The organism is Microbispora bryophytorum (genome assembly GCF_006874465.1).
Lineage (GTDB): Bacteria > Actinomycetota > Actinomycetes > Streptosporangiales > Streptosporangiaceae > Microbispora > Microbispora bryophytorum.
Genome location: NZ_VIRL01000020.1, coordinates 80,678 through 98,940, shown reverse-complemented (window position 1 = coordinate 98,940; position 18,263 = coordinate 80,678). Strand labels below are relative to the sequence as shown.

Here is an 18,263-nt window from a genome sequence, read left to right as displayed (position 1 = left end):
CCGACGATGGGTCAGGGCTTGCGCAGGAACTGCAACACCGCCAGCACGCGCCGGTGCTCCCGCTCGCCCGGCGCCAGACCGAGTTTGGTGAAGACGCTGCGCACGTAGCCCTCGACGGTCTTCGGGCTGACGAAAAGCTCCTTGGCCAGTGCCGCGTTCGTCAGTCCCTGGGCCATCAGCGCCAGGACCTCGCGCTCGCGATCGGTCAGCTCGGCGAGGGGGTCGTGTTCCCTGCGGCGGCCGACCAGCCGCGACACCAGCTCCGGGTCGATGACGACCTCGCCGGCCGCGACCCGGCGGATGTCGACGGCGAACGCTCCGAGATCCGACACCCGGTCCTTGAGGAGATAACCGACCGCGCCGTCGAACTCGTTCATGAGCCGCAGTGCGTGGTGCACCTCGACGTACTGCGACAGCAGCATGAGTCCCACCTGCGGTGCGAAACACCGGATCTCGGTGGCAGCCTCGATGCCTTCGTCGGCGAAGCCCGGCGGCATTCGCAGGTCGGTGATGACCACGGCGGGTGGATCCCGGCGCACCAGACCGACCAGCTCGGCACCGTGGCGCGCCTGACCGATCACCTCGAAACCCATCTCGGTGAGGATGCGCGTCATCCCCTCCCGGAACAGCAGCGCATCGTCGGCGACGATCACCCGCATGGCAGAACCGTCCTGAGCCGCGTCCCACCACCGGCAGGACTGTCGAGTTCGAGCCTGGCTCCCAACGCGGCGACCCGGTCCGCGAGCCCTTGCAGCCCGCTGCCCGCCGCGGGCCGTGCACCGCCGCGACCGTCGTCGGTCACCACGATCCGCAGCCCATCGCCACCTATGGTGACGTCGGCGGTCACCACGCTCGCCGCCGAGTGCCGCGCCGCGTTCGTGATCGACTCGCTGACCAGGTAGTACGCCGTCGCCTCGATCTCGCGTGGCAGTCTGCTCCCGACACTCACCCGCAGCCGCACGGGGATGGCGGACCGGTCGGCCACGGCGGCCAGCGCGGCTTCCAAACCGTCCTGCGCGAGCACCATGGGATGCAGGCCGCGGGCCAGTTCGCGAAGATCTGCAGTGGCCTCCAGCAGGTGCGCGCGAGCGTCTTTGGCCCTGGACGCGAGGAGGCCGTCGCCGGACGCCTTCGCCTGCTCGGCGAGAGCGCCGAGCTCCAGCCCCAGCGTCACCAGCCGGAGTTGCACGCCGTCATGGAGGTCACGCTCCAAGCGCCGCCGGGCCGCGTCCTCCGCGGAGACGATGCGCCGCGCGGCCGCCTGCAACTGCTGAGCCTGCTCCTGCTGGACGATCACCAGACCGGTCTGCGCGACCAGGTCCGTCAGCAGCCGCTCCTCGGCCGCGGTCAGGGGCTCACCGGGCGGTTTGCGGACGGCGATCGCGCCACGGGCAGTGCCCTGGTCGACGATCGGCCGCACGTGCCAGCGCGGCCCCCCGTGATGCAGTCCATGGTGCAGGCCGCTCAGAGGCGCAGGATCGACCCGGCCCACGGGGTGAGGCCAGCCCGCCCGCGGGACCATGCACGCCTCGTCGCCGACCCAGACGACCACCTCTCTTGCGCCGAGCGCGCTCGCGACCGTCGCGGCGATCCCGTCCAGCAGCTCCTCAGGTGCCGCGGTGAGCTGAGCCGACAGCCGGGACAGCGCCTCGTACGGCGTCGCCCGCGGCCCGTAGACGAGGCGGTCGGCCAGACGCTGGGCACGTCGCCGCAACGGCTCGAACACCACTGCGACGACGGCGGTCGCGAACAGCGACCGCCAGCGTTCCTCTACCGGCACCAGCCCGCCGACGCCGACCACGAGCGCGACGTAGCCGGCGGTGATGAGCAGCAGCATTGCTCCGACGACGATGGTCTTGTTGATGACCGGATCGATGTCGTAGAGCCGGTGCCTCAAGATCCCGAACGCGGCGGCGACCGGCACGAGCGGCAAGACGAGCAACCCCGGCACCGGGCTGCCGAGGATCACCACGCCGGTCGCCAGGATCAGGAGGTCCATCACGACCGCGAACGCCAGCCACCGCATCCGGCGCGCCTCGTCGCCGCCGGTGCGCCGCAGGCGGATCACGATCGCGGCCGTCCCGAGCGCCTGGAAGAGCAGGTAGCCGAACTGCGCGTACTCCCACACCCGGGCGGCCGCCGCGGCCCCCGGCACATCGAACGGGTGCGGCGCGACCAGACCGGTCCGGTCGTACTCCACCGGCCACAACGCGGAGGCCGTCGCCATCGCGACCGCCACCGCGGCCATGCCCCATGCGGCACCGAGCCATCTCCGGGAGAGCAGCCTGCCGTCGGGGAACGCCATCAGCATCCAGCCGAACGCCGCGATCGCGAGCGGCAGCGGCCAGACGCCGACCCACCCCAGCCATGACGCCGCCGGCAGCGGACCTTCGTGCAGGCCGTACTGCCGGCCGAAGAACATCACGGCGTGCACCACACCGGTGGCCACGAACAGCCAGCCCTCCCGGTGCCGGGGCCGCATCCGGACGACGTAGAGCCCGACCGCCGTCCACGACGCCGCGATCAGCCCGTTGTGGGCGTTCGCGAGGTGGAACCCGAGATGCCACCCGTAGCCGACGAGCACGGCGACCACCAGCGCCACCACGCCGAGTCCCGCCTCACGGGCGGCCGGCGGGGCCTCCTCGTACGCGTTCGCCGCTGCGGCCACACCGGAATGGTGACACAGCCGAACGCCCCTGCGAATGAGGGTTTTCCCTGCGGAAGAGCAGGGTCTGCACGCATCCGCGAAGGACGCCTGTCGGCCACCGTTGACCCATCAACGGCATGCACGAGGAGGCAACCATGAGCACGCCGGTCACGACGCGCCCTTCCACCGTCTCGCGGCTCAACCGGGTCAGTGGCAGCTGCCTGGTGCTGGGCGGCATCACCTTCATCGCCGGCGGCGCCACCCATCCCGGCGACAGCGGCGAGGGCGACAAGGTCCAGCAGCTGCACGAGATGCTCGTGCAGCCGAGCTGGTATCCCTCCCACGCGCTGCTGCTGCTCTCGATGGGCCTGTTCGCCGCCGGGATCTTCGCGATCTCACGCCGCGACGTCGGCAGGAGCATGGCCGCGGCGACCAAGGTCGTCGCCGGCATCGGCGCCCTCGCCACCGTCGGTATGGCCGCGCACCTGTTCGCCGCGCTGGAGGCCGACTCCCTCGCGGCGGGTCAGCCGACGATCATCTCCACGATGCAAACGTGGAACGAGACGATCATCGACACGCTCCGGGGCCTGAGCATCGCGTTCCTCGCCGTCGCCGGCGGCCTCACCCGGACGGTCGGCAACCGCATCACGCTCGCGCTCGGCCTGGCCGGCGGGCTGGCCTATGCGCTCGCCTCCGCCACGATCGCGTTCACCGACCGGTTCGACCCCCTGTTCCCGGTCGGGTCGCTCATCGGCATCTGGGCCGCCGCTGCCGGAGTGATGGCGGTGACCCGGAAATGACCGCCCGCGGCGGCTGTCGTGCCAGAAGACAGTGTTCTGCCCCTGGTTTCACCTGGTCATCGACCCTCGGCTGGCAGCGGCCGCCAGTGAAAGGAAAGTGCTATGAAGAGCTCAACCGGTGTCGTCGTCGTTCTTCTCGTCACGGCGACGGCAGCCGTCACCGCGACAACGGCCGATGCCGCGGCTTCGAGCCCAGGGTATGTGGGCCTCGGCGGAACCCGCGTCATCAAGAGCAACGAGACCGGGAGATGTCTCGACGACAGCGCCTACGGCCTGCGCACCTTCCCGTGCAACGGCCTCGTGTTCCAGAAGTTCGACGTCATCAACAACCCTGACGGCACTCATTATCTGGTGAACCGTTCCACCGGCCGATGTGTGGAGGACGCGTCCTCGGGCATCCGCGCCGCTCGCTGCAATGGCTCCTACAAGCAGATGTGGTACTTCAGCAACTGGGGCTCCAAAGGATGGGGCATTAGCAACAGGAGCACGTACAGATGCATCTATTCCATGACCTTCGGGGCCCACTTACTGGGAGTCCGTGCCTGCAACTGGAGCTGGCGGCCGGAGAGTTTCTCCATCCGGTAAATCGCTGATCGAAAAGCTCGATTCATCCGGCTTGAATCGATAAGGCGGTCGCAGCCGCCCTGGAGGCGTTGGAGACCGACGTGTCGGCCGGGTTCGTGCTGGCGCAGGCCGCGCGACATCCGGGTCTGCTGCGGACAAAGCCGCCGTGACCTGGGGCGTCGTTTACGGGTTCGGGGGGCGGGAAGGGCTCGTCGCGCGAGCCGTTCGGAAGCCGCGAGCCGATCGGGTGACGCGAGCCGTTCGATGCCGGAGTCGATCATGAATGTTCGGAGCAACGCGGTGAAGAGCGCCGGCGACAGACTGGCGTCGGCGATCGGCAGTGTCGCGGGCGCCGTGGCCGACCCGAAGGGCGGCGCGAAACAGCTGAAGTCCGCGCTGTCGTCCCCGAAGCGGCTCGCCGTCGCCGCCGGCCTCGTCGCCGCGTACGCCCTCGGCCGGCGGGGCGGTCACCGGACCGCACTGGCCAAGGGGCGCGGAGCCCGGGGCCGCTGAAGGCACGCGCGGACGCCGGGGCGCCCGTACGGCCGCTGTCGATCGGAGGCGGACATGACCGAGATCGTGGGTGAGAGCCTGGCCCGGCGGCTGGTGGAGTGGGGGGTCGACACGATCTTCGGGCTCCCCGGTGACGGGATCAACGGCCTGATGGAGGGCTTCCGCCGGCACCGGAAGGAGCTGCGGTTCATCCTGGTGCACCACGAGGAGGCCGCCGCGTTCATGGCGACCGGCTACGCGAAGGCGACCGGCCGTCTCGGCGTGTGCGCCGCGACCTCCGGGCCGGGTGCCATCCACCTGCTGAACGGCCTGTACGACGCCAAGCTCGACCACGTCCCCGTGCTGGCCCTGACCGGCATGCAGGAGACCGCGGTGCTGGGGACCCATTACCAGCAGGAGGTCCACCTCGACCGCCTCTACCAGGACCTGGCCGCCTACAACCTGATGGTCACCAATCCACAGCAGATGCCCGGCGTGGTCGACCTCGCGGTGCGCAACGCGCTGACCAGGCGGACGGTGTCGCACCTGACCTTCCCCAACGACATCCAGGTGGCGCCTGCGAGCGAGGACCCGTACCGGCACGTCGGCCCCGGCACCCCGCCCTCGAGCCTGACGACCTGTTCCGACCCGCCGCTACGGCCGGTCGAGGAGGACCTGACCAGGGCGGCCGAGGTGCTGCGGCAGGGCAAGAAGATCGCCATGCTCGTCGGCGTCGGCGCGCGGCACGCCCGCGAGGAGGTGCTGGCGGTCGCCGACAGGCTGGCCAGCCCCATCGTCAAGAGCCTGCCGGGCAAGTTCGTGGTGCCCGACGACCACCCGCTCACCACCGGCGGGCTCGGCCTGCTCGGCACCGCGCCGAGCGAGGAGCTGATGGAGGAGTGCGACACGCTGTTCATGGTCGGCACGTCCTTCCCCTACGGCACGTTCCTGCCGCCCGAGGGACATGCGCGGGTGGTGCAGATCGACGTCGACCCCACCCTGCTCGGCATCCGGCGGCCGACGCAGGCCCCGGTCGCCGCCGACGCCAAACTGGCGTTGCAGGCACTGCTGCCCATGCTCGAACCGGCGAAGGACCGGTCGTTCCTGGAGAAGTACCAGCGCAAGATGGACACCTGGCGGAAGGACATGAAGGCGCTGCAGGACCCCTCGCGCGACCCCATCGCACCGCAGTACCTCATGGGCTGCGTCGACGAGGCGGCCTCCGACGACGCCGTACTGACCTGCGACTCCGGGACGATCGCGACGTGGGCCGCGCGGCACTGGACGATCCGCGGCGGACGGGAGTTCTACCTGTCGGGCAACCTCGCCACCATGGCCCCGGGCCTGCCGTACGCCATCGGCATCCAGCACGCCTTCCCCGGCCGCCAGGTGATCGCCTTCGTGGGCGACGGAGGCTTCGCCATGCTCATGGCCGACTTCCTCACCGCCGTGCGGCACGACCTGCCCATCAAGGTCGTGGTCAACAACAACAACAGCTACGGGCAGATTCTGTGGGAGCAGATCATCCTCGGCTACCCCGAGTACGCCGTGCGGCACCGGCAGCCCGAGGCCGACTTCTCCGCCTGGGCCCGCGCCTGCGGAGCGTACGGCGCGAAGATCAAGGACCCGAAGGACCTGCCGGGGGCGATCCGCGAGGCCCTGGCGCACGACGGGCCGGCCCTGGTGGACTGCGACGTCAATCCCAACGAGCCGCCGATGCCGGGCAAGGTGAAGTACGAGCAGGCCAAGCACTTCACCGAGGCGTTCCTGCGCGGCCAGCCGCACAGGGCGGGCGTCCTCGCCACGGTCGCCCGCGACAAGATCAACGAGCTGCTGTCCTGACGGCGCCGGCGACCCGCGGCGTGACCAGCCGTACCCGCGGGACCTGTTCCCAGCCGGCTCCCCCTTCCGCGGCCAACCTGTCACCGTGATCGGCATCGTCGGCTCGGGTAGTGGGAAAGCTCACGCGTCACGGCGGGCGAACATTTCGAGATTTTTGGAACTAAATGCGGGGCGGGGCGGTTACAACCGTTCGATCTATTTCGAACGCCAGCCCGGAGCCACGATGACAAGTCGCCTGCACGAACGACAGCACGCCCTCGACACCCCGGCGGTGAGACGCCGCGGCCTCCCGGCGCTGCCGCGCGCCGCGGCCTTCTGGCTGGTGGCGGGCACCACCGCCATCCTGCTGTCCGCGTCGAGCGCGCCGAGCCCCCTCTATCCCGTGTACCAGGCCGAGTTCGGCTTCAGCGCCCTCACGCTCACGGGGATCTTCGCCGTCTACGTGCTCGCACTGCTCGTCAGCCTGCTCACGGTGGGACGGCTCTCCGACTTCCTCGGCCGCCGCCCGGTCCTCGCCGCGGCGCTGGTCGCCGAGGCGGCCGCGATGGCCGTCTTCCTCGGCGCGCACGGCGTCGCCGCCCTCTTCGCCGCCCGCGTCGTCCAGGGCCTCGCGACCGGTGCCGCGATCGGTGTGGTCGGCGCGTACCTGCTCGACCTGCAACCCGCCGACGGCTCGCGGCTCGGATCGCTCGTCAACGGCGCGGCCACTACCGCAGGCTTGAGCATCGGCACGATCGGGACCGGGGTGCTGATCCAGTACGCCCCGCACCCCACCCAGCTGATCTTCGTGATTCTCACGGCGGCGTTCATCGTCCTCGCGATCGCGACGGCGGTGCTTCCCGAGACCGTCGCCCGGACCCCCGGCGCCGCCGCCGCGCTGCGCCCGAAGGTGCTCGTCCCCGCGCCGGCCAAGCGTGCGTTCCTGCGCGCGGTCCCCGTCATGGTCTCCACGTGGATGCTCGGCGGGCTGATCCTCTCCGTCGGGGCCTCGCTGCTCGCCGCGGTGTTCGACGAGCACAACCACGCGGCGATCGGCCTCACGCTCGGAGCGCTCGCCGCAGTCTCGGCGTTGGCGTCCGTGCTGCTCAGGAAGCGTGCACCGGAGCGCCTCCAGCGCGAGGGAACGCTGCTGCTCCTCCTCGGAACGATTCTGCTGATCGTCGCCGTGGCGTCGTCTTCGCTGACCGTCTTCGTCGCGGCGACGCTCGTCGCCGGCGCCGGGTGGGGGCCGGCCTACCTCGGCGCCTTCCGGACGGTCAGCCAGCTCGCGGCGCCGCATGAGCGAGGCGCGCTGATCTCCGCGATCTACGTGGTGAGCTACCTGGCTTTCAGTATCCCGGCGTTGATCGCCGGGATAGCCATCACCACGCAGGGCCTGCGGGAAACCGCACTGGTCTACGGTGTCGTGGTCGCCCTTGTGGCCGCCGGCACCCTCGTCTACGAGGCGCTGAGCCGGCGCGAGCCGGCCGGTTCGTGACGGGGGCCGTGGCCGGCGCGGAGTGACAGAACCCCTGACGAGCACAATCGTTCAAGACCACCGCCGCGCCATCGGCTACAACGGTTCCGGCGTGCCGTCAGGCGGCACGGGACGTGCGCGGGGAGGCGAACGGATGGACGTGGGTTTCGTCGGTCTCGGGATCATGGGGCAGCCCATGGCGCTGAACCTGGTCCGCGCCGGAACCCCGCTCGTGGTGTGGAACCGCACGGCCGCCAGGAGCGAGCCGCTGCGCGCCGCGGGCGCGGAGGTGGCCGGCAGCGCGGCCGAGGTGTTCCGGCGGGCTCGGGTGGTGATCCTCATGCTGGCCGACGAGGCCGCGATCGACGCGGTGCTGGAGCGGGGCACGCCCGCCTTCGGCCGCAACGTCGCGGACCGGGTCGTGGTGCACATGGGCACGACCTCTCCCGTCTACTCGGCGGGGCTGGAGGCCGACGTGCTCGCGGCCGGAGGCGGCTACGTCGAGGCGCCGATCTCCGGCTCCCGCGTGCCGGCCGAGCAGGGGCGGCTGGTGGCCATGCTCGCCGGCCGGCCGGACACCGTGGAGGAGGTCCGCCCGCTGCTGAAGCCGATGTGCGTCAAGACGGTGGTGTGCGGGCCCGCCCCCAAGGCGCTGCTGACGAAGCTCGCCGTCAATATCTTCCTGATCACCACGGTCACCGGCCTCGCGGAGTCGCTTCACTTCGGTGAGCGCCAGGGCCTCGATGTCGGGCTGCTCGTGGACGTGCTGAACTCGGGCCAGATGGCGAGCGACGTGTCGCGGGTGAAGGCGGTCAAGCTGGCCGGGCGTGACTTCGCCGCCCAGGCCGCCATCGCCGACGTGCTGAAGAACAACCGGCTCATCGCCGAGGCGGCACGCCGGGCCGGCATCGCCTCGCCGCTGCTGGACGTCTGCCATACCCTCTTCGGCGAGACCCTCGCGCTGGGCCACGCCGATCTGGACATGGCCGCCGTCGTCCACGCGATCGAGGCCAGGACAGACGAGGAAGAAGCACGCGGATGACCTCTCGCCCGATCGTCATCGTCACCGGAGGGACGCGCGGGATCGGCCGGAGCACGGTGCGGCGCCTGTGCGCGGACGGATACGGCGTCGTCTTCACGCACTCGAGCTCGGACGCTGAGGCCGAGACGCTGGAGGCCGAGCTCGGCCGCTCCGGCGCCCTCGCCCGCGGCATACGGCTCGACGTGACCGAACAGGACGCACCGGAGAGGCTGTTCGAGCTGGCCGAGTCCGTCGGCGAGGTCGCGGGCCTGGTGAACAACGCGGGGGTGACCGGCAGGATCGGGCCGTTCACCGACCTGACCGACGCCGATCTGCGGCGGGTCGTCGAGGTGAACCTGGTGGCGCCCGTACGGCTGTGCCGGGAGGCGGCGCGGCGCTGGACCGGACGCACACCGGTGCCCCCGCCCGCCATCGTCAACGTCTCCTCGATCGCGGCCCGCACCGGCTCGCCGCACGAGTACGTCGCCTACGCCGCGACCAAGGCGGCGGTCGAGACGCTGACCGTGGGACTGGCCCGGGAGCTCGCCCCGGCGAGCATCCGGGTCAACGCCGTCTCGCCGGGAACCATCGACACCACGATCCACGCCCGCGCCGGAGAGCCGGGGCGAGCGGAGCGGGTGGCGGCCCGCATCCCGATGGGACGCCCCGGCAGACCGGAGGAGATCGCCGATGCGGTCGCCTGGTTGCTGTCGGACCAGGCGTCCTATGTCACCGGCACCGTCCTCGACGTCGGCGGCGGTCTCTAGTAGACGTCCACGCCTACGGCACCCCGGCAGCCCAAGCCCCCGTGCCGTACCTGACGGCGGCCAAGGACGAAGACAGCACAGCCATCTATTTCACCAGCCTCGAACGCGCCTGGACCACCGCCGAACCGCTTCGCTGACCACCCGTAACCCGGAGTCGTGCCGGCTGTGCCACTCGGGGGCATGTCCGGATGGCCAGGGGTGCGACTCGCGGCATGTGTGGCCGGTTCTTTCGCGGAATGATGTACCTCGAGATGCGCACGCAATGCGGCATGGCCGTGCGCGGGTCGATAGAGCCAGCCGGCCTCAAACGCCCCGTCGTGGCGCGGTGAATCCTGACGTCCGCGGAGCGACGGAACGCAGGGATGCCAGTTCCGCAGGGAGTTGCCCTGGCCAGATAGCCGGGAATCGATTGTGCGTTGACTTGCACGGCGAGCCGGGCGCACGTTTCGCGCGAGCGAACGGATAGTGCCATCGTGACGCAACTGTGATCATGTGAACCGTGGGGCGTGGATAGACCGTTCCAATAAGATTTCCCCGCCAGAAGACCGGAGTGTCCGAACTCGCATAAAGGGAGAGATATGGGCAATACCGCCGACTCACCTATTTCGGATGATCCGACGCCCAACTCAGACCTCGACTCAACGACGGCATCGACGGTCCTGGCGGAGGTGCTCCCAGGGGTTGCTGTCGTCTTCGGTGAGGTCCCGGTGGAACTCAAACTCGATTTGATCGACTTTGGGCTCGTGCCGGCCGCCGACCGCACGCAGATCTCCACAGTCCTCGCCTCAATCGGAAACACGGCGACCGTGGCGGGCAACCTCGGAAACGCATTCGCCAGCGTGCAGGGGCTCTACAGGATCAGCGACGCGACACAGGCCCTGCTGAAGGCCGGCGGATCGCTCGCCGTCAAGGACGGCGCGAACCTCGGAGCAGTGTTCGCCAACGGCAAGATAGTCGGCCAGGCCCGCCTCATTCCCTTGAACGCGGTGAGCGTGGCACAGACCGTGGCCGCGATCGGGCCAGCGCTGGCCATGGTCGCCCTTCAGATGCAGCTGAGTGAGGTCACGGGGCTTGTCAGGACCAACATCGCGTTGACAAGCCAGGTACTCACCACTATCCGCCACGGACAGTGGGCCGAACTGACGGCACTCGTCGCCACCGTCGATCACGTAGTTGACCAGGCGCGAGAGGTCGGATCGGTCCCGACGTCCCTGTGGGACACCGTCGCGGGCAAAAGGGCGGACCTGCGTAAGCAGCTTGACCTGTACCGACTGAACGTCGGCAATCACATCCGGCAGATCCACCGGCTCGACACACACGCCCGCCGTGAGTATCTCGAGACGAACGCCGAGGCGATCCTTTTCGACGCCAACGCCCTCCTGTCTTCCCTCAAGGCGTGGACCGGATACCAGGCGCTCCACGCCGCGCGGGCGAGAGCCGCTGGACTCGAAGACGCCGGCGAGGCCCGGCTGGTCGACACCATCGCGCACGACACTCGCACGGAGCTCGACTCCGCTCTCGCCGAGACGACGAGCCTCGTCGGCTCGCTGACGCGGGAGCTACGAATCATCGCCGAGCTCCCCGGACGCGACACACTGCCACTGACGGGGAAGCGGAAGGATTCGAAGGCAGCCCGCCAAACCTCCGCCCGTCTTCTAGAAGCGCTCGAGCCTCTTGCCGATGCTCTCCATCCACCAGCCCCTCCGCTCGAGGCTCCGGGCGTCGCCTGCGCACCCAAATCGCTGGATCTCGAGCCGTACCTTCGCATTCTGCGGTGGTTCCTCGAGGACGGTGAGACTTTACGTGTCCTCGGCTTCCCCGACCAGCTCGATGCCCTCGATCCAGTTTCCGCGATCTTCAGCGTGGCGAAGGAGAAGTTGGCGGCAGCGATGGACAAGGCGGCGGCAAAGACACTCGTCGCCGTCACGGATCGCCGCATCATCACGGCCAAGACGAGCGCATTCCTTGAGCAAGGCGAGATCCGTCAGGACATCCCGATTGACCGAGTGCGATACGTCCGAGCAGCGACCCCACAGGACAAAAACGGGCGCTTGGCGATCGACCTCATCACGCGCGATGAGAATATCCGGTGGCTCTTCCACACTGACATCGACAACACTCAAGTGGACGCGCTCGCCGCCGTGCTTGCTGAATCGATGACGATCCCGGACGTCGAACGCGATGAGCTTCAACGGCGGCGCTACGCTCCCATCGAGGCAGGCAAGAAGGGCGAAGGTACTGGCACGAGGTCCACGGAACCGACTGGGTCCGTAGCCACCACCTGCGATGCCGAGTAGGTCGCGAACCGATTGACGAGGAGCCGCCCCGACCGCACGTACCGAGCCTGGTCACGTGCGGCGGCAGGCACGGGTGCCAGATGCGCTGACGGTGGACGGAACGGGTAAGCAGGCAAGATCGTAAAGGGCGCTCCGCCGTGGAGTGCTCTCCTTTCACTCTGGATCAGGCGGGCTACCCGCATCGGCGGTGTTCTTCACCAACGTCCGCGAGCGTTTCGCCCTTCAGAAGTCGGTAGAGGAACTGTGGGACAGCGACCGGAAGCGCATGCCGTACCTGGTCCGCTGTCGGCCGGAGGTGATGGACATGTCAGGACAATCTCGGAGATCTTGCCAACACCTTCGCGGGGCAGGTCTCAGGGGCCGAAGCTCCAAATATTGCCGACGGGACGGCCGCCACGCCGCAGCACCGTGCCGAGGAGGTTAGTGAGGTCCTCGTCCACGTGGGCGAGAAGTTCCTCGCCGAAGACACAGAGGGAAGATTCCCGCCAGTTACCGAACGTGCCCATCCGAAGGTCCTCGGTGACTTGGACCACGTATTCGTCGACAAGGTACGCGTAGCTCGACCAGGGGGGCTGGCCCGGACCGCCGACGCGGTTCGGGTCGATACGGGAGCCGCTGATGTACCACTTGAGGCGGTAGAGCCAATCGCCGGGCCGGGCGCCGGCCCGTAGTCCGCGCGCGACGATCGCCTCCACCTCGGCGAGCAGCGGGTCGTCCTGACGGACGGCGGTGTAGAGGTGCCACGTGGCGGAAGCCGGAGGTTCGGCGAAGCCACGGTCGGCCGTCTCGTAGGTCACATCGAACCGTGCTTCGAAACGAATCCAGATCTCGTCATGCTCCGGTTCGGACAGGAGTTGCTTCGCGGGACGCTCCCGGGCCGGCTCACCGGGCGGCGCCCAGCGGTACGTGCTCACCCGGGCGATCTCATGAAAACCAGCCGCGACGTAGGCGGGGACAAAGGCGTCAACTGCTTCGGCGACAAGATGACGTGGCGTGTTTCCGGGAATCACGTACCGGTGACCGCGCCGCGCTGCCCAGGCGCCCGCGGCGTGGAGTAGCTCAGGCCGCGGGCGGGTGATCCCGCCGATGGCCGCGAAGTCAGTGCCGCCCACACGCTCGACCCAGACTGCGTCCAGGATCCGCCCGTCGTACTCCAGCACCAGGACCTCCATCTCCGATCCCGTACCGCGGGCCGTTCCATCAGCCTCCAACTCCGTGAGCGGCCGTCGTTGCTCGGGCGCGGCCGCGGCCATGCGGCGCAGCCGCTCCTGCTCCCCGTGGAGGTGGGGTCGTACGCGTGCGCCGCTCCGTAGGCCTTCGGGTGCCGGAATATCGGCGATGTCGGCCGCCAGGAGAGTGCGTTCCGGCCCTGGCGTGAATGCTGCAACTCGCAGCGATTCTGCGAGCAGGGGTGAGTCGTGGGAGTGGACCTTCCACTCGATCGGTTCGCAGCGGGCGGCGAAGATCTCCTGTTGGCGGCGGATCAGTCCCGCCAGATCGCCGCGGAGGAGAGCGGTGTGCTCGACAATCCCGTGGGTTCCGTAGTGGGTTCGCACCAACGGTCCATCCCGCTCGACTACGGCTCCCCACGGCAGCTCCTGCGGCAGCAGGCCCCGTAACTGATTCTCGTATTCGGCTAACAGCACCTCAGTTGCTCCGGTCACTCCCTCCACCCCAAACCAGTCTCGATCAAACCTTATGCGGCGACGTCTGCCGCCACGAGCACCCGCCGAGCACCGTAGACACCCTTCTGCGCCGAGTTCGCAGCCGATGGGCAGGGTGATCGCCACGCCTGAAAGTCGAGCGGTCATACCCCCGCGCGCCACCCAGTCCTCGATCCTTGATGGCCCCCTGCGTTCGGGCTGCTCGCCATTGAATATCCAAGCGGGGACGAGCGTGGCTACAGGACTGAATGCGCCAAGAAGGTCTTCGCCTCAAAAGCATTTCCTGACCGACTGCGACCGATTCGCCCGCGACAGTTGCACCTATCAACTGCACCGTCTTGGGGTGCTCGCTGTGTGTGCATACCATGATGAGTTTACCATTCGGCCGTTCGGAAGAACGTGAACGGGGGCCCTCTGCATGGCGACGAATCCGGCCGTCTCCAGAGCACGCCTACAGGCCGTGTTGGTGTTCTCCGCTCCCGCTACGACCGTAGCGATGCCAAGGTGCTCGTGAGCCAGTGTCAGCGCCGCCCCGTACAGCTCGCTGCCCAAGCGATGCCGACGAAATGCGGGAGCTAGCCAGCCGCCGATCTCGTAACCATGCGGCTGGCGCCCTACAGAGACCATTCCAGCATGCTGACCGGTGTAACTGTCGACCCCGTGCAAGTACCAGGCATCTTTGAACTGCATGATGCGGCCCCTCCGCCGCGACCCGGTGTCCAGGAGTTGCGAACGCCGTGGCTCGGAGACGATGTGCGTCGCGTTCCAACCGAGCCGGTATTGCGCCTCATAGTCGCTCGCCGAGGCGAGTCCCACTAACATCTCATTCTCGGTCGTACTCCGGAACTGCAGCCTTCCAGCTTGGATGATATGCGTCCCTCCGTGGCAGACATCCTGCGACTTCCGTCTACGCCCCAGCAGCCGCATGTCCCCGTCGCGCTCCCTGTAGTCCAGAACTCCACGCGATCATGCCTGTCCAGCCGCGAAGGGACAACCGGTTCATCCCGCCGCGATTCGAAGGTGCTTCAGAGCCGCATCCATCGAGCAGCCAGTTGATCAGGCGCTCGACCGTGTCGCGCGGGCTTCCGCGATCACCCCCTCCAGCAAGGCGTCGAAGACGTCGGCATCCCTCCACTGCCGGAAGCGATTGTGAACGGTCCGCGGGCTCCTAATTCCTCGGACATCTCCCGCCACTGCCCGCCCGTCCTGAACCGCCAGGTCGCCCTAGAACTGCTGCCGCAGCCGCTCGGGGTACGGATAGATCACAATCCGTTACGCGCCCTGATTCTGTGACCGGCCTCAGAAGCCGGATCGCGCGACCACCATCCATGATGTCGGCATCAATGCGAAGATGTCGGGATGCTGTCCCGAGTAGCGTCGGCCGCGGTGCTGGCCGCCGCGGCGTTCATGACCACCCCCCAGGCCGAGGCAGCGGCGACCCCACCCGTGATCCGTTACGCGGGTCTCGGGTCCTGCCTCCAGGCCGACGGCGGCCGTCATCCCTGCGGCCCGTTGAAGATCTGGCTGAGCAACGGCCGTGTCGTCGCGCTCCCCGGCGCCCGCAGGACCGTGGCGGCCGACGAGTACACCGTCGCCGGCGTCATCGCCGTCTCCCAGGATGGCGCGCAGGCCGCGTACTTCGCGGGGAAGGACGGCGTGCTCACGATCTGGAACGCCGCCACCGGCAGGGCGCGCGAGGTTCCCACGGTGGCATGGCCGGACGACCTCCGGATGGACGCGCTCACCCTCTCTCCGGGTGGCCGGTTTCTCAGCCTGCGCGGGGTTAACGCCTCCGAACGGGAGGTCGACCGAGTGGCGGACACGACCACGGGGAAGGTGTTCACCCTGCCGAGGGGATACCAGACCTGGGACTTCAGCCCGGACGGGACGCGCATGATGGCGGGCGACAACCGCACGGCGGTGCTCTACGCGACCGGCACGTGGTCGGTGAAGTTACGGCGGTCGGTGTACATGCGGGGCGACCTCGGCCCCGACGGCGTCACCGTGGCCGCGCCGAAATGGACGAAGACCGGCGGTTCCGTCAAGAACGTGGTCCTCACCCGCAACCTCGCCACCGCGAAGAAGACCAGCATCCCCATCCGGCTCCGCGCCGGTGAGACCGCCTTGACGACACGCTGGGACAAGGCCGGCCACCTCGATGTCCTGACCCGCTCCGATCGTCACGTGAACGGTGACCTGCGCAGGACGCACACCTGGTATCGGGTGAACCGCGCCACACACCAACTGCGCCGGCTCGACTCCTTCGTCATCCCGTCCTCGGTGGGAGGCTACGTACTCGCCGAGTGACGGTTCGGGCGGCCTCGGCTGACGCCGGGCGAACGATGCGCTGAGATCACCGGCGAGGAGCCCGAGGCAGTGCTCCGCGAGACGCAGAGCGGCCCATCGTCAGGCGAGCGCGGCGGTCCACTTCGCGGGCGTGAGGCCGTAGGCCCGTTTGAACATGCGCGACATGTGGGCCTGGTCGGCGAAGCCCGCGAGCTGGGCCGCCCCGGCCAGGGGCACGCCACCGCGCAGCAGCCGGCGGGCCAGGTCGAGTTGCCGCATCGTGCGGAAGCGGGTCGGGCTGGTGCCGAACGCGACGCGGAACTGGCGTGCGACCGTCCACCGGTCCAGGCCCGCGATCTGCTCGAACTCGGCGAGCGTGTGCCGCACCGTCGGGTCGTCGGCGATCAGGTCGCGCACGCGGGCCAGCGCCTCCAGCGCCAGCGGAGCCCGCGCGCCCGGCCGCACGGTGCTTCCCGCGGAGGAGTGCCGCACAGAGGAGTCCCGCGCGGAGGAGTGCCGCACGAGCATGTGGACCACCCGCAGGGTGAGCGTCAGCCGTCCGGCCTCGTCCAGCGGCTCGTCGATGTCCCGCAGGCACGCCGCGAGCGCGGGGTCGGCGTCGCGCCGCCCGATCACGGGATCGGCGACGAACGGCAGCGGCGCCCCGCCCAGCGCCTCCTGCACGAGGGAGGGGTCGAGGTAGATGATCCGGTAGCCGAACCCCTCGTCGGTGCCCGCCGCACCGTCGTGCGGCTCGTCGGGATGCAGGACGTGCCACTCCCCCGGCAGGCAGTGCCGCGGCTCCCCGCGGTAGCGGAACGTCTGCACGCCCCGCAGCGTCATCCCGATCGCGTACGTGTCGTGGCGGTGCGTGGCGAACCCCTCGCCGGTGAGCGACGCCTCCAGCCGCTCGATGCCCGCCGCGCCGGAGCCGAACCGCAGCCGATGGCCGGGCCGGTCCCCGCCGTCCCGCAGATGCCGGCGCAGGCCCGCACCGTCCTCCGGTGGCTCGTAGCGCACGCGCCGAGACTACAGGCGCTCGCGGCCGTCGTAGGAGCCGCCGGCCGCCGTGACCACGGCCGGGCCCCGCGTCGCGAGCCCGCACGGCGGTTTTGACCCCGGCTCGCCGCACCGATCACGATGGGTGCGTGAACGCAACCCCTGTTGAGATGCCCTCTCCGCGTCCCGGCCGGGAGACGGCGCCGAGCATCCGCGACGTCGCGGCGGCGGCGGGCGTGTCCAGGCAGACGGTGTCGCGGGTGCTCAACGCCTCGCCCAAGGTGAGCGCCGAGACGCGGCAGACCGTCATGGAGGTCATCGAACGGCTGCGGTACCGGCCCAACCGGGTGGCGCGGGCGCTGGGAACGGGGCGGGCGCGGGGCGTGACGGTGGTCACCTCCGACACCATGCTGTACGGCTACGCCTCGACGCTACAGGGCATCGAGGAGGCGGCCCGGGTCGAGGGCCTGGCCGTCGGGGTGCGGGTGGTCGAATCGGACCGCGAGGGCGACGTGCGCAGCGCCGCCGACTACGTCAGCGATCCGAGCGCCGGGGGCGTGATCGTGATCGCGTTCGACGCGGCCGGCATCGCGGTGCTGCGCGCGCTCCCCGAGTCCCTGCCCGCGGCGGCCGCCGTCGAGCCGGGCGTGCGCGGTGTGGCGCGGCCCGCGATCTGCCTGGACGAGCAGCAAGCGTCGGCCGAGGCGACGCGGCACCTGCTGGCCCTGGGACACCGGACCGTCCATCACGTGGCGATCCCCTCGGAGTCGGAGCACAGCGGACGTCAGGCGGGCTGGCGCCGTGCGCTGGCCGAAGCCGGAGCGGCAGTCCCGCCGGTGGTGCCGGTGGGCTGGGACGTGCGATCGGCGTACGAGGCGGGACGGGTCCTGGCCGCCGACGCCGGTGTGACCGCGATCCTGTGCGGCAACGACCACATCGCCCTGGCGGTGCGGCGCGCGCTGTTCGAGGCGGGCAAGGACGTGCCGGGGGACGTGAGCATCGTGGGCTTCGACGGGGTGCCCGGCGCGGAGTATTGGACACCGGCGCTGACGACGGTGGAGATGGACTTCGCCGGGCTGGGCCGCGCAACGGTGGCGGCGGTGCTGGCCGAGCTCGCGGGGGCGTCTCAGCCCGCGGTGTCGCTGACGCCGCCGCGGCTGGTGGTGCGCGAGTCCACGGCGCCCCCGCGCACGTGAGCCGCATCGGCGCCGCCCGGCCGGCCCGTAGGAGGCCGTACGGCCGGAGGCGGCCGAACCGGGCTGGACGCCGGGTGTTGATAACAACAACGTAACGGGGCCTTCTCCTCACTCGTGTGACCGGTCACACTCTGATTTATGCGGATGTGACCGGTCACACGCAGGCAAGGGAGAGCCCATCATCGCGGCCCGCACGCCGCACGACCTCCGGAGAACCCGGCTCGATCGTCAG

15 protein-coding genes and 1 pseudogene are annotated in these 18,263 nt (G+C 69.5%); 10 read left to right on the top strand and 6 right to left on the bottom strand.

All coding sequences use genetic code 11. The annotated features are described in order from the left end of the window. Nucleotides 1-11 precede the first annotated feature (11 nt). Together FLX07_RS29130 and FLX07_RS29125 are read right to left on the bottom strand one after the other, a co-directional pair. Nucleotides 12-659 carry a response regulator transcription factor gene (locus tag FLX07_RS29130; protein WP_142574886.1) on the bottom strand — a complete coding sequence of 216 codons (648 nt, stop codon included), beginning with the start codon at nt 657-659 and terminating at the stop codon, nt 12-14. Beyond that, entirely contained in the window at nt 650-2,668 is a 2,019-nt protein-coding gene (locus FLX07_RS29125; protein WP_142574885.1) for a sensor histidine kinase, read from the bottom strand. The genes FLX07_RS29130 and FLX07_RS29125 overlap by 10 nt, the downstream gene beginning before the upstream one ends. Before the next feature lie 134 nt (nt 2,669-2,802). Here FLX07_RS29125 and FLX07_RS29120 point away from each other — a divergent pair, with 134 nt between their 5' ends. The 8 genes from FLX07_RS29120 to FLX07_RS29085 all read left to right on the top strand — a co-directional run bounded on the left by FLX07_RS29120 (nt 2,803) and on the right by FLX07_RS29085 (nt 11,886). Then, nucleotides 2,803-3,447: a hypothetical protein gene (locus tag FLX07_RS29120; RefSeq protein ID WP_142574884.1), complete on the top strand. Its 645-nt coding sequence runs from the start codon at nt 2,803-2,805 to the stop codon at nt 3,445-3,447. Between the two features lie 102 nt (nt 3,448-3,549). Then, complete coding sequence (locus tag FLX07_RS29115) at nt 3,550-4,032, top strand: RICIN domain-containing protein (protein ID WP_142574883.1); 483 nt, start codon at nt 3,550-3,552, stop codon at nt 4,030-4,032. Between the two features lie 258 nt (nt 4,033-4,290). Then, nucleotides 4,291-4,524 carry a hypothetical protein gene (locus tag FLX07_RS29110; protein ID WP_142574882.1) on the top strand — a complete coding sequence of 78 codons (234 nt, stop codon included), beginning with the start codon at nt 4,291-4,293 and terminating at the stop codon, nt 4,522-4,524. A 54-nt stretch (nt 4,525-4,578) separates the two neighbouring features. Next, complete coding sequence (locus FLX07_RS29105) at nt 4,579-6,345, top strand: thiamine pyrophosphate-dependent enzyme (RefSeq protein WP_142574881.1); 1,767 nt, start codon at nt 4,579-4,581, stop codon at nt 6,343-6,345. A 223-nt stretch (nt 6,346-6,568) separates the two neighbouring features. Further along, nucleotides 6,569-7,822: an MFS transporter gene (locus tag FLX07_RS29100; protein WP_142574880.1), complete on the top strand. Its 1,254-nt coding sequence runs from the start codon at nt 6,569-6,571 to the stop codon at nt 7,820-7,822. 133 nt (nt 7,823-7,955) lie between these two features. Beyond that, nucleotides 7,956-8,843: an NAD(P)-dependent oxidoreductase gene (locus FLX07_RS29095; protein ID WP_142574879.1), complete on the top strand. Its 888-nt coding sequence runs from the start codon at nt 7,956-7,958 to the stop codon at nt 8,841-8,843. Beyond that, nucleotides 8,840-9,589, top strand: coding sequence for an SDR family NAD(P)-dependent oxidoreductase (locus FLX07_RS29090; protein ID WP_142574878.1), 750 nt, complete (start codon nt 8,840-8,842; stop codon nt 9,587-9,589). The genes FLX07_RS29095 and FLX07_RS29090 overlap by 4 nt, the downstream gene beginning before the upstream one ends. A gap of 578 nt (nt 9,590-10,167) precedes the next feature. Continuing rightward, nucleotides 10,168-11,886 carry a hypothetical protein gene (locus FLX07_RS29085; protein ID WP_142574877.1) on the top strand — a complete coding sequence of 573 codons (1,719 nt, stop codon included), beginning with the start codon at nt 10,168-10,170 and terminating at the stop codon, nt 11,884-11,886. A gap of 353 nt (nt 11,887-12,239) precedes the next feature. Here FLX07_RS29085 and FLX07_RS29080 read toward each other — a convergent pair whose 3' ends face one another. The 3 genes and pseudogenes from FLX07_RS29080 to FLX07_RS38050 form a co-directional block, all read right to left on the bottom strand. Further along, nucleotides 12,240-13,550, bottom strand: a complete 1,311-nt coding sequence (locus FLX07_RS29080) for a DUF2716 domain-containing protein (protein WP_189104910.1) — start codon at nt 13,548-13,550, stop codon at nt 12,240-12,242. Between the two features lie 324 nt (nt 13,551-13,874). Then, the gene (locus tag FLX07_RS38920; protein WP_167748430.1) at nt 13,875-14,240 is read right to left on the bottom strand and encodes a GNAT family N-acetyltransferase; all 366 of its coding nucleotides are present in this window, start codon (nt 14,238-14,240) and stop codon (nt 13,875-13,877) included. 375 nt (nt 14,241-14,615) lie between these two features. Further along, nucleotides 14,616-14,807: pseudogene (locus FLX07_RS38050) on the bottom strand (transposase); the annotation flags it as partial. 102 nt (nt 14,808-14,909) lie between these two features. On the opposite strand from FLX07_RS38050, the gene FLX07_RS29070 reads away from it, so the two are divergent. Next, entirely contained in the window at nt 14,910-15,857 is a 948-nt protein-coding gene (locus tag FLX07_RS29070; RefSeq protein WP_142574874.1) for a WD40 repeat domain-containing protein, read from the top strand. A gap of 99 nt (nt 15,858-15,956) precedes the next feature. Here the strand turns inward: FLX07_RS29070 and FLX07_RS29065 are convergent, their stop codons facing one another. Then, nucleotides 15,957-16,856: an AraC family transcriptional regulator gene (locus FLX07_RS29065; RefSeq protein ID WP_229689570.1), complete on the bottom strand. Its 900-nt coding sequence runs from the start codon at nt 16,854-16,856 to the stop codon at nt 15,957-15,959. A gap of 128 nt (nt 16,857-16,984) precedes the next feature. Here FLX07_RS29065 and FLX07_RS29060 point away from each other — a divergent pair, with 128 nt between their 5' ends. Beyond that, nucleotides 16,985-18,031 carry a LacI family DNA-binding transcriptional regulator gene (locus FLX07_RS29060; protein ID WP_208762442.1) on the top strand — a complete coding sequence of 349 codons (1,047 nt, stop codon included), beginning with the start codon at nt 16,985-16,987 and terminating at the stop codon, nt 18,029-18,031. The last annotated feature ends 232 nt before the right edge of the window (nt 18,032-18,263 follow it).

What these genes read in the sequence shown, in the direction of transcription:
- FLX07_RS29130 (WP_142574886.1), bottom strand. Translation starts at nt 659, where the DNA reads ATGCGGGTGATCGTCGCCGACGATGCGCTGCTGTTCCGGGAGGGGATG.
- FLX07_RS29120 (WP_142574884.1), top strand. Translation starts at nt 2,803, where the DNA reads ATGAGCACGCCGGTCACGACGCGCCCTTCCACCGTCTCGCGGCTCAAC.
- FLX07_RS29115 (WP_142574883.1), top strand. Translation starts at nt 3,550, where the DNA reads ATGAAGAGCTCAACCGGTGTCGTCGTCGTTCTTCTCGTCACGGCGACG.
- FLX07_RS29110 (WP_142574882.1), top strand. Translation starts at nt 4,291, where the DNA reads ATGAATGTTCGGAGCAACGCGGTGAAGAGCGCCGGCGACAGACTGGCG.
- FLX07_RS29105 (WP_142574881.1), top strand. Translation starts at nt 4,579, where the DNA reads ATGACCGAGATCGTGGGTGAGAGCCTGGCCCGGCGGCTGGTGGAGTGG.
- FLX07_RS29100 (WP_142574880.1), top strand. Translation starts at nt 6,569, where the DNA reads ATGACAAGTCGCCTGCACGAACGACAGCACGCCCTCGACACCCCGGCG.
- FLX07_RS29095 (WP_142574879.1), top strand. Translation starts at nt 7,956, where the DNA reads ATGGACGTGGGTTTCGTCGGTCTCGGGATCATGGGGCAGCCCATGGCG.
- FLX07_RS29090 (WP_142574878.1), top strand. Translation starts at nt 8,840, where the DNA reads ATGACCTCTCGCCCGATCGTCATCGTCACCGGAGGGACGCGCGGGATC.
- FLX07_RS29085 (WP_142574877.1), top strand. Translation starts at nt 10,168, where the DNA reads ATGGGCAATACCGCCGACTCACCTATTTCGGATGATCCGACGCCCAAC.
- FLX07_RS38920 (WP_167748430.1), bottom strand. Translation starts at nt 14,240, where the DNA reads ATGCAGTTCAAAGATGCCTGGTACTTGCACGGGGTCGACAGTTACACC.
- FLX07_RS29070 (WP_142574874.1), top strand. Translation starts at nt 14,910, where the DNA reads ATGCTGTCCCGAGTAGCGTCGGCCGCGGTGCTGGCCGCCGCGGCGTTC.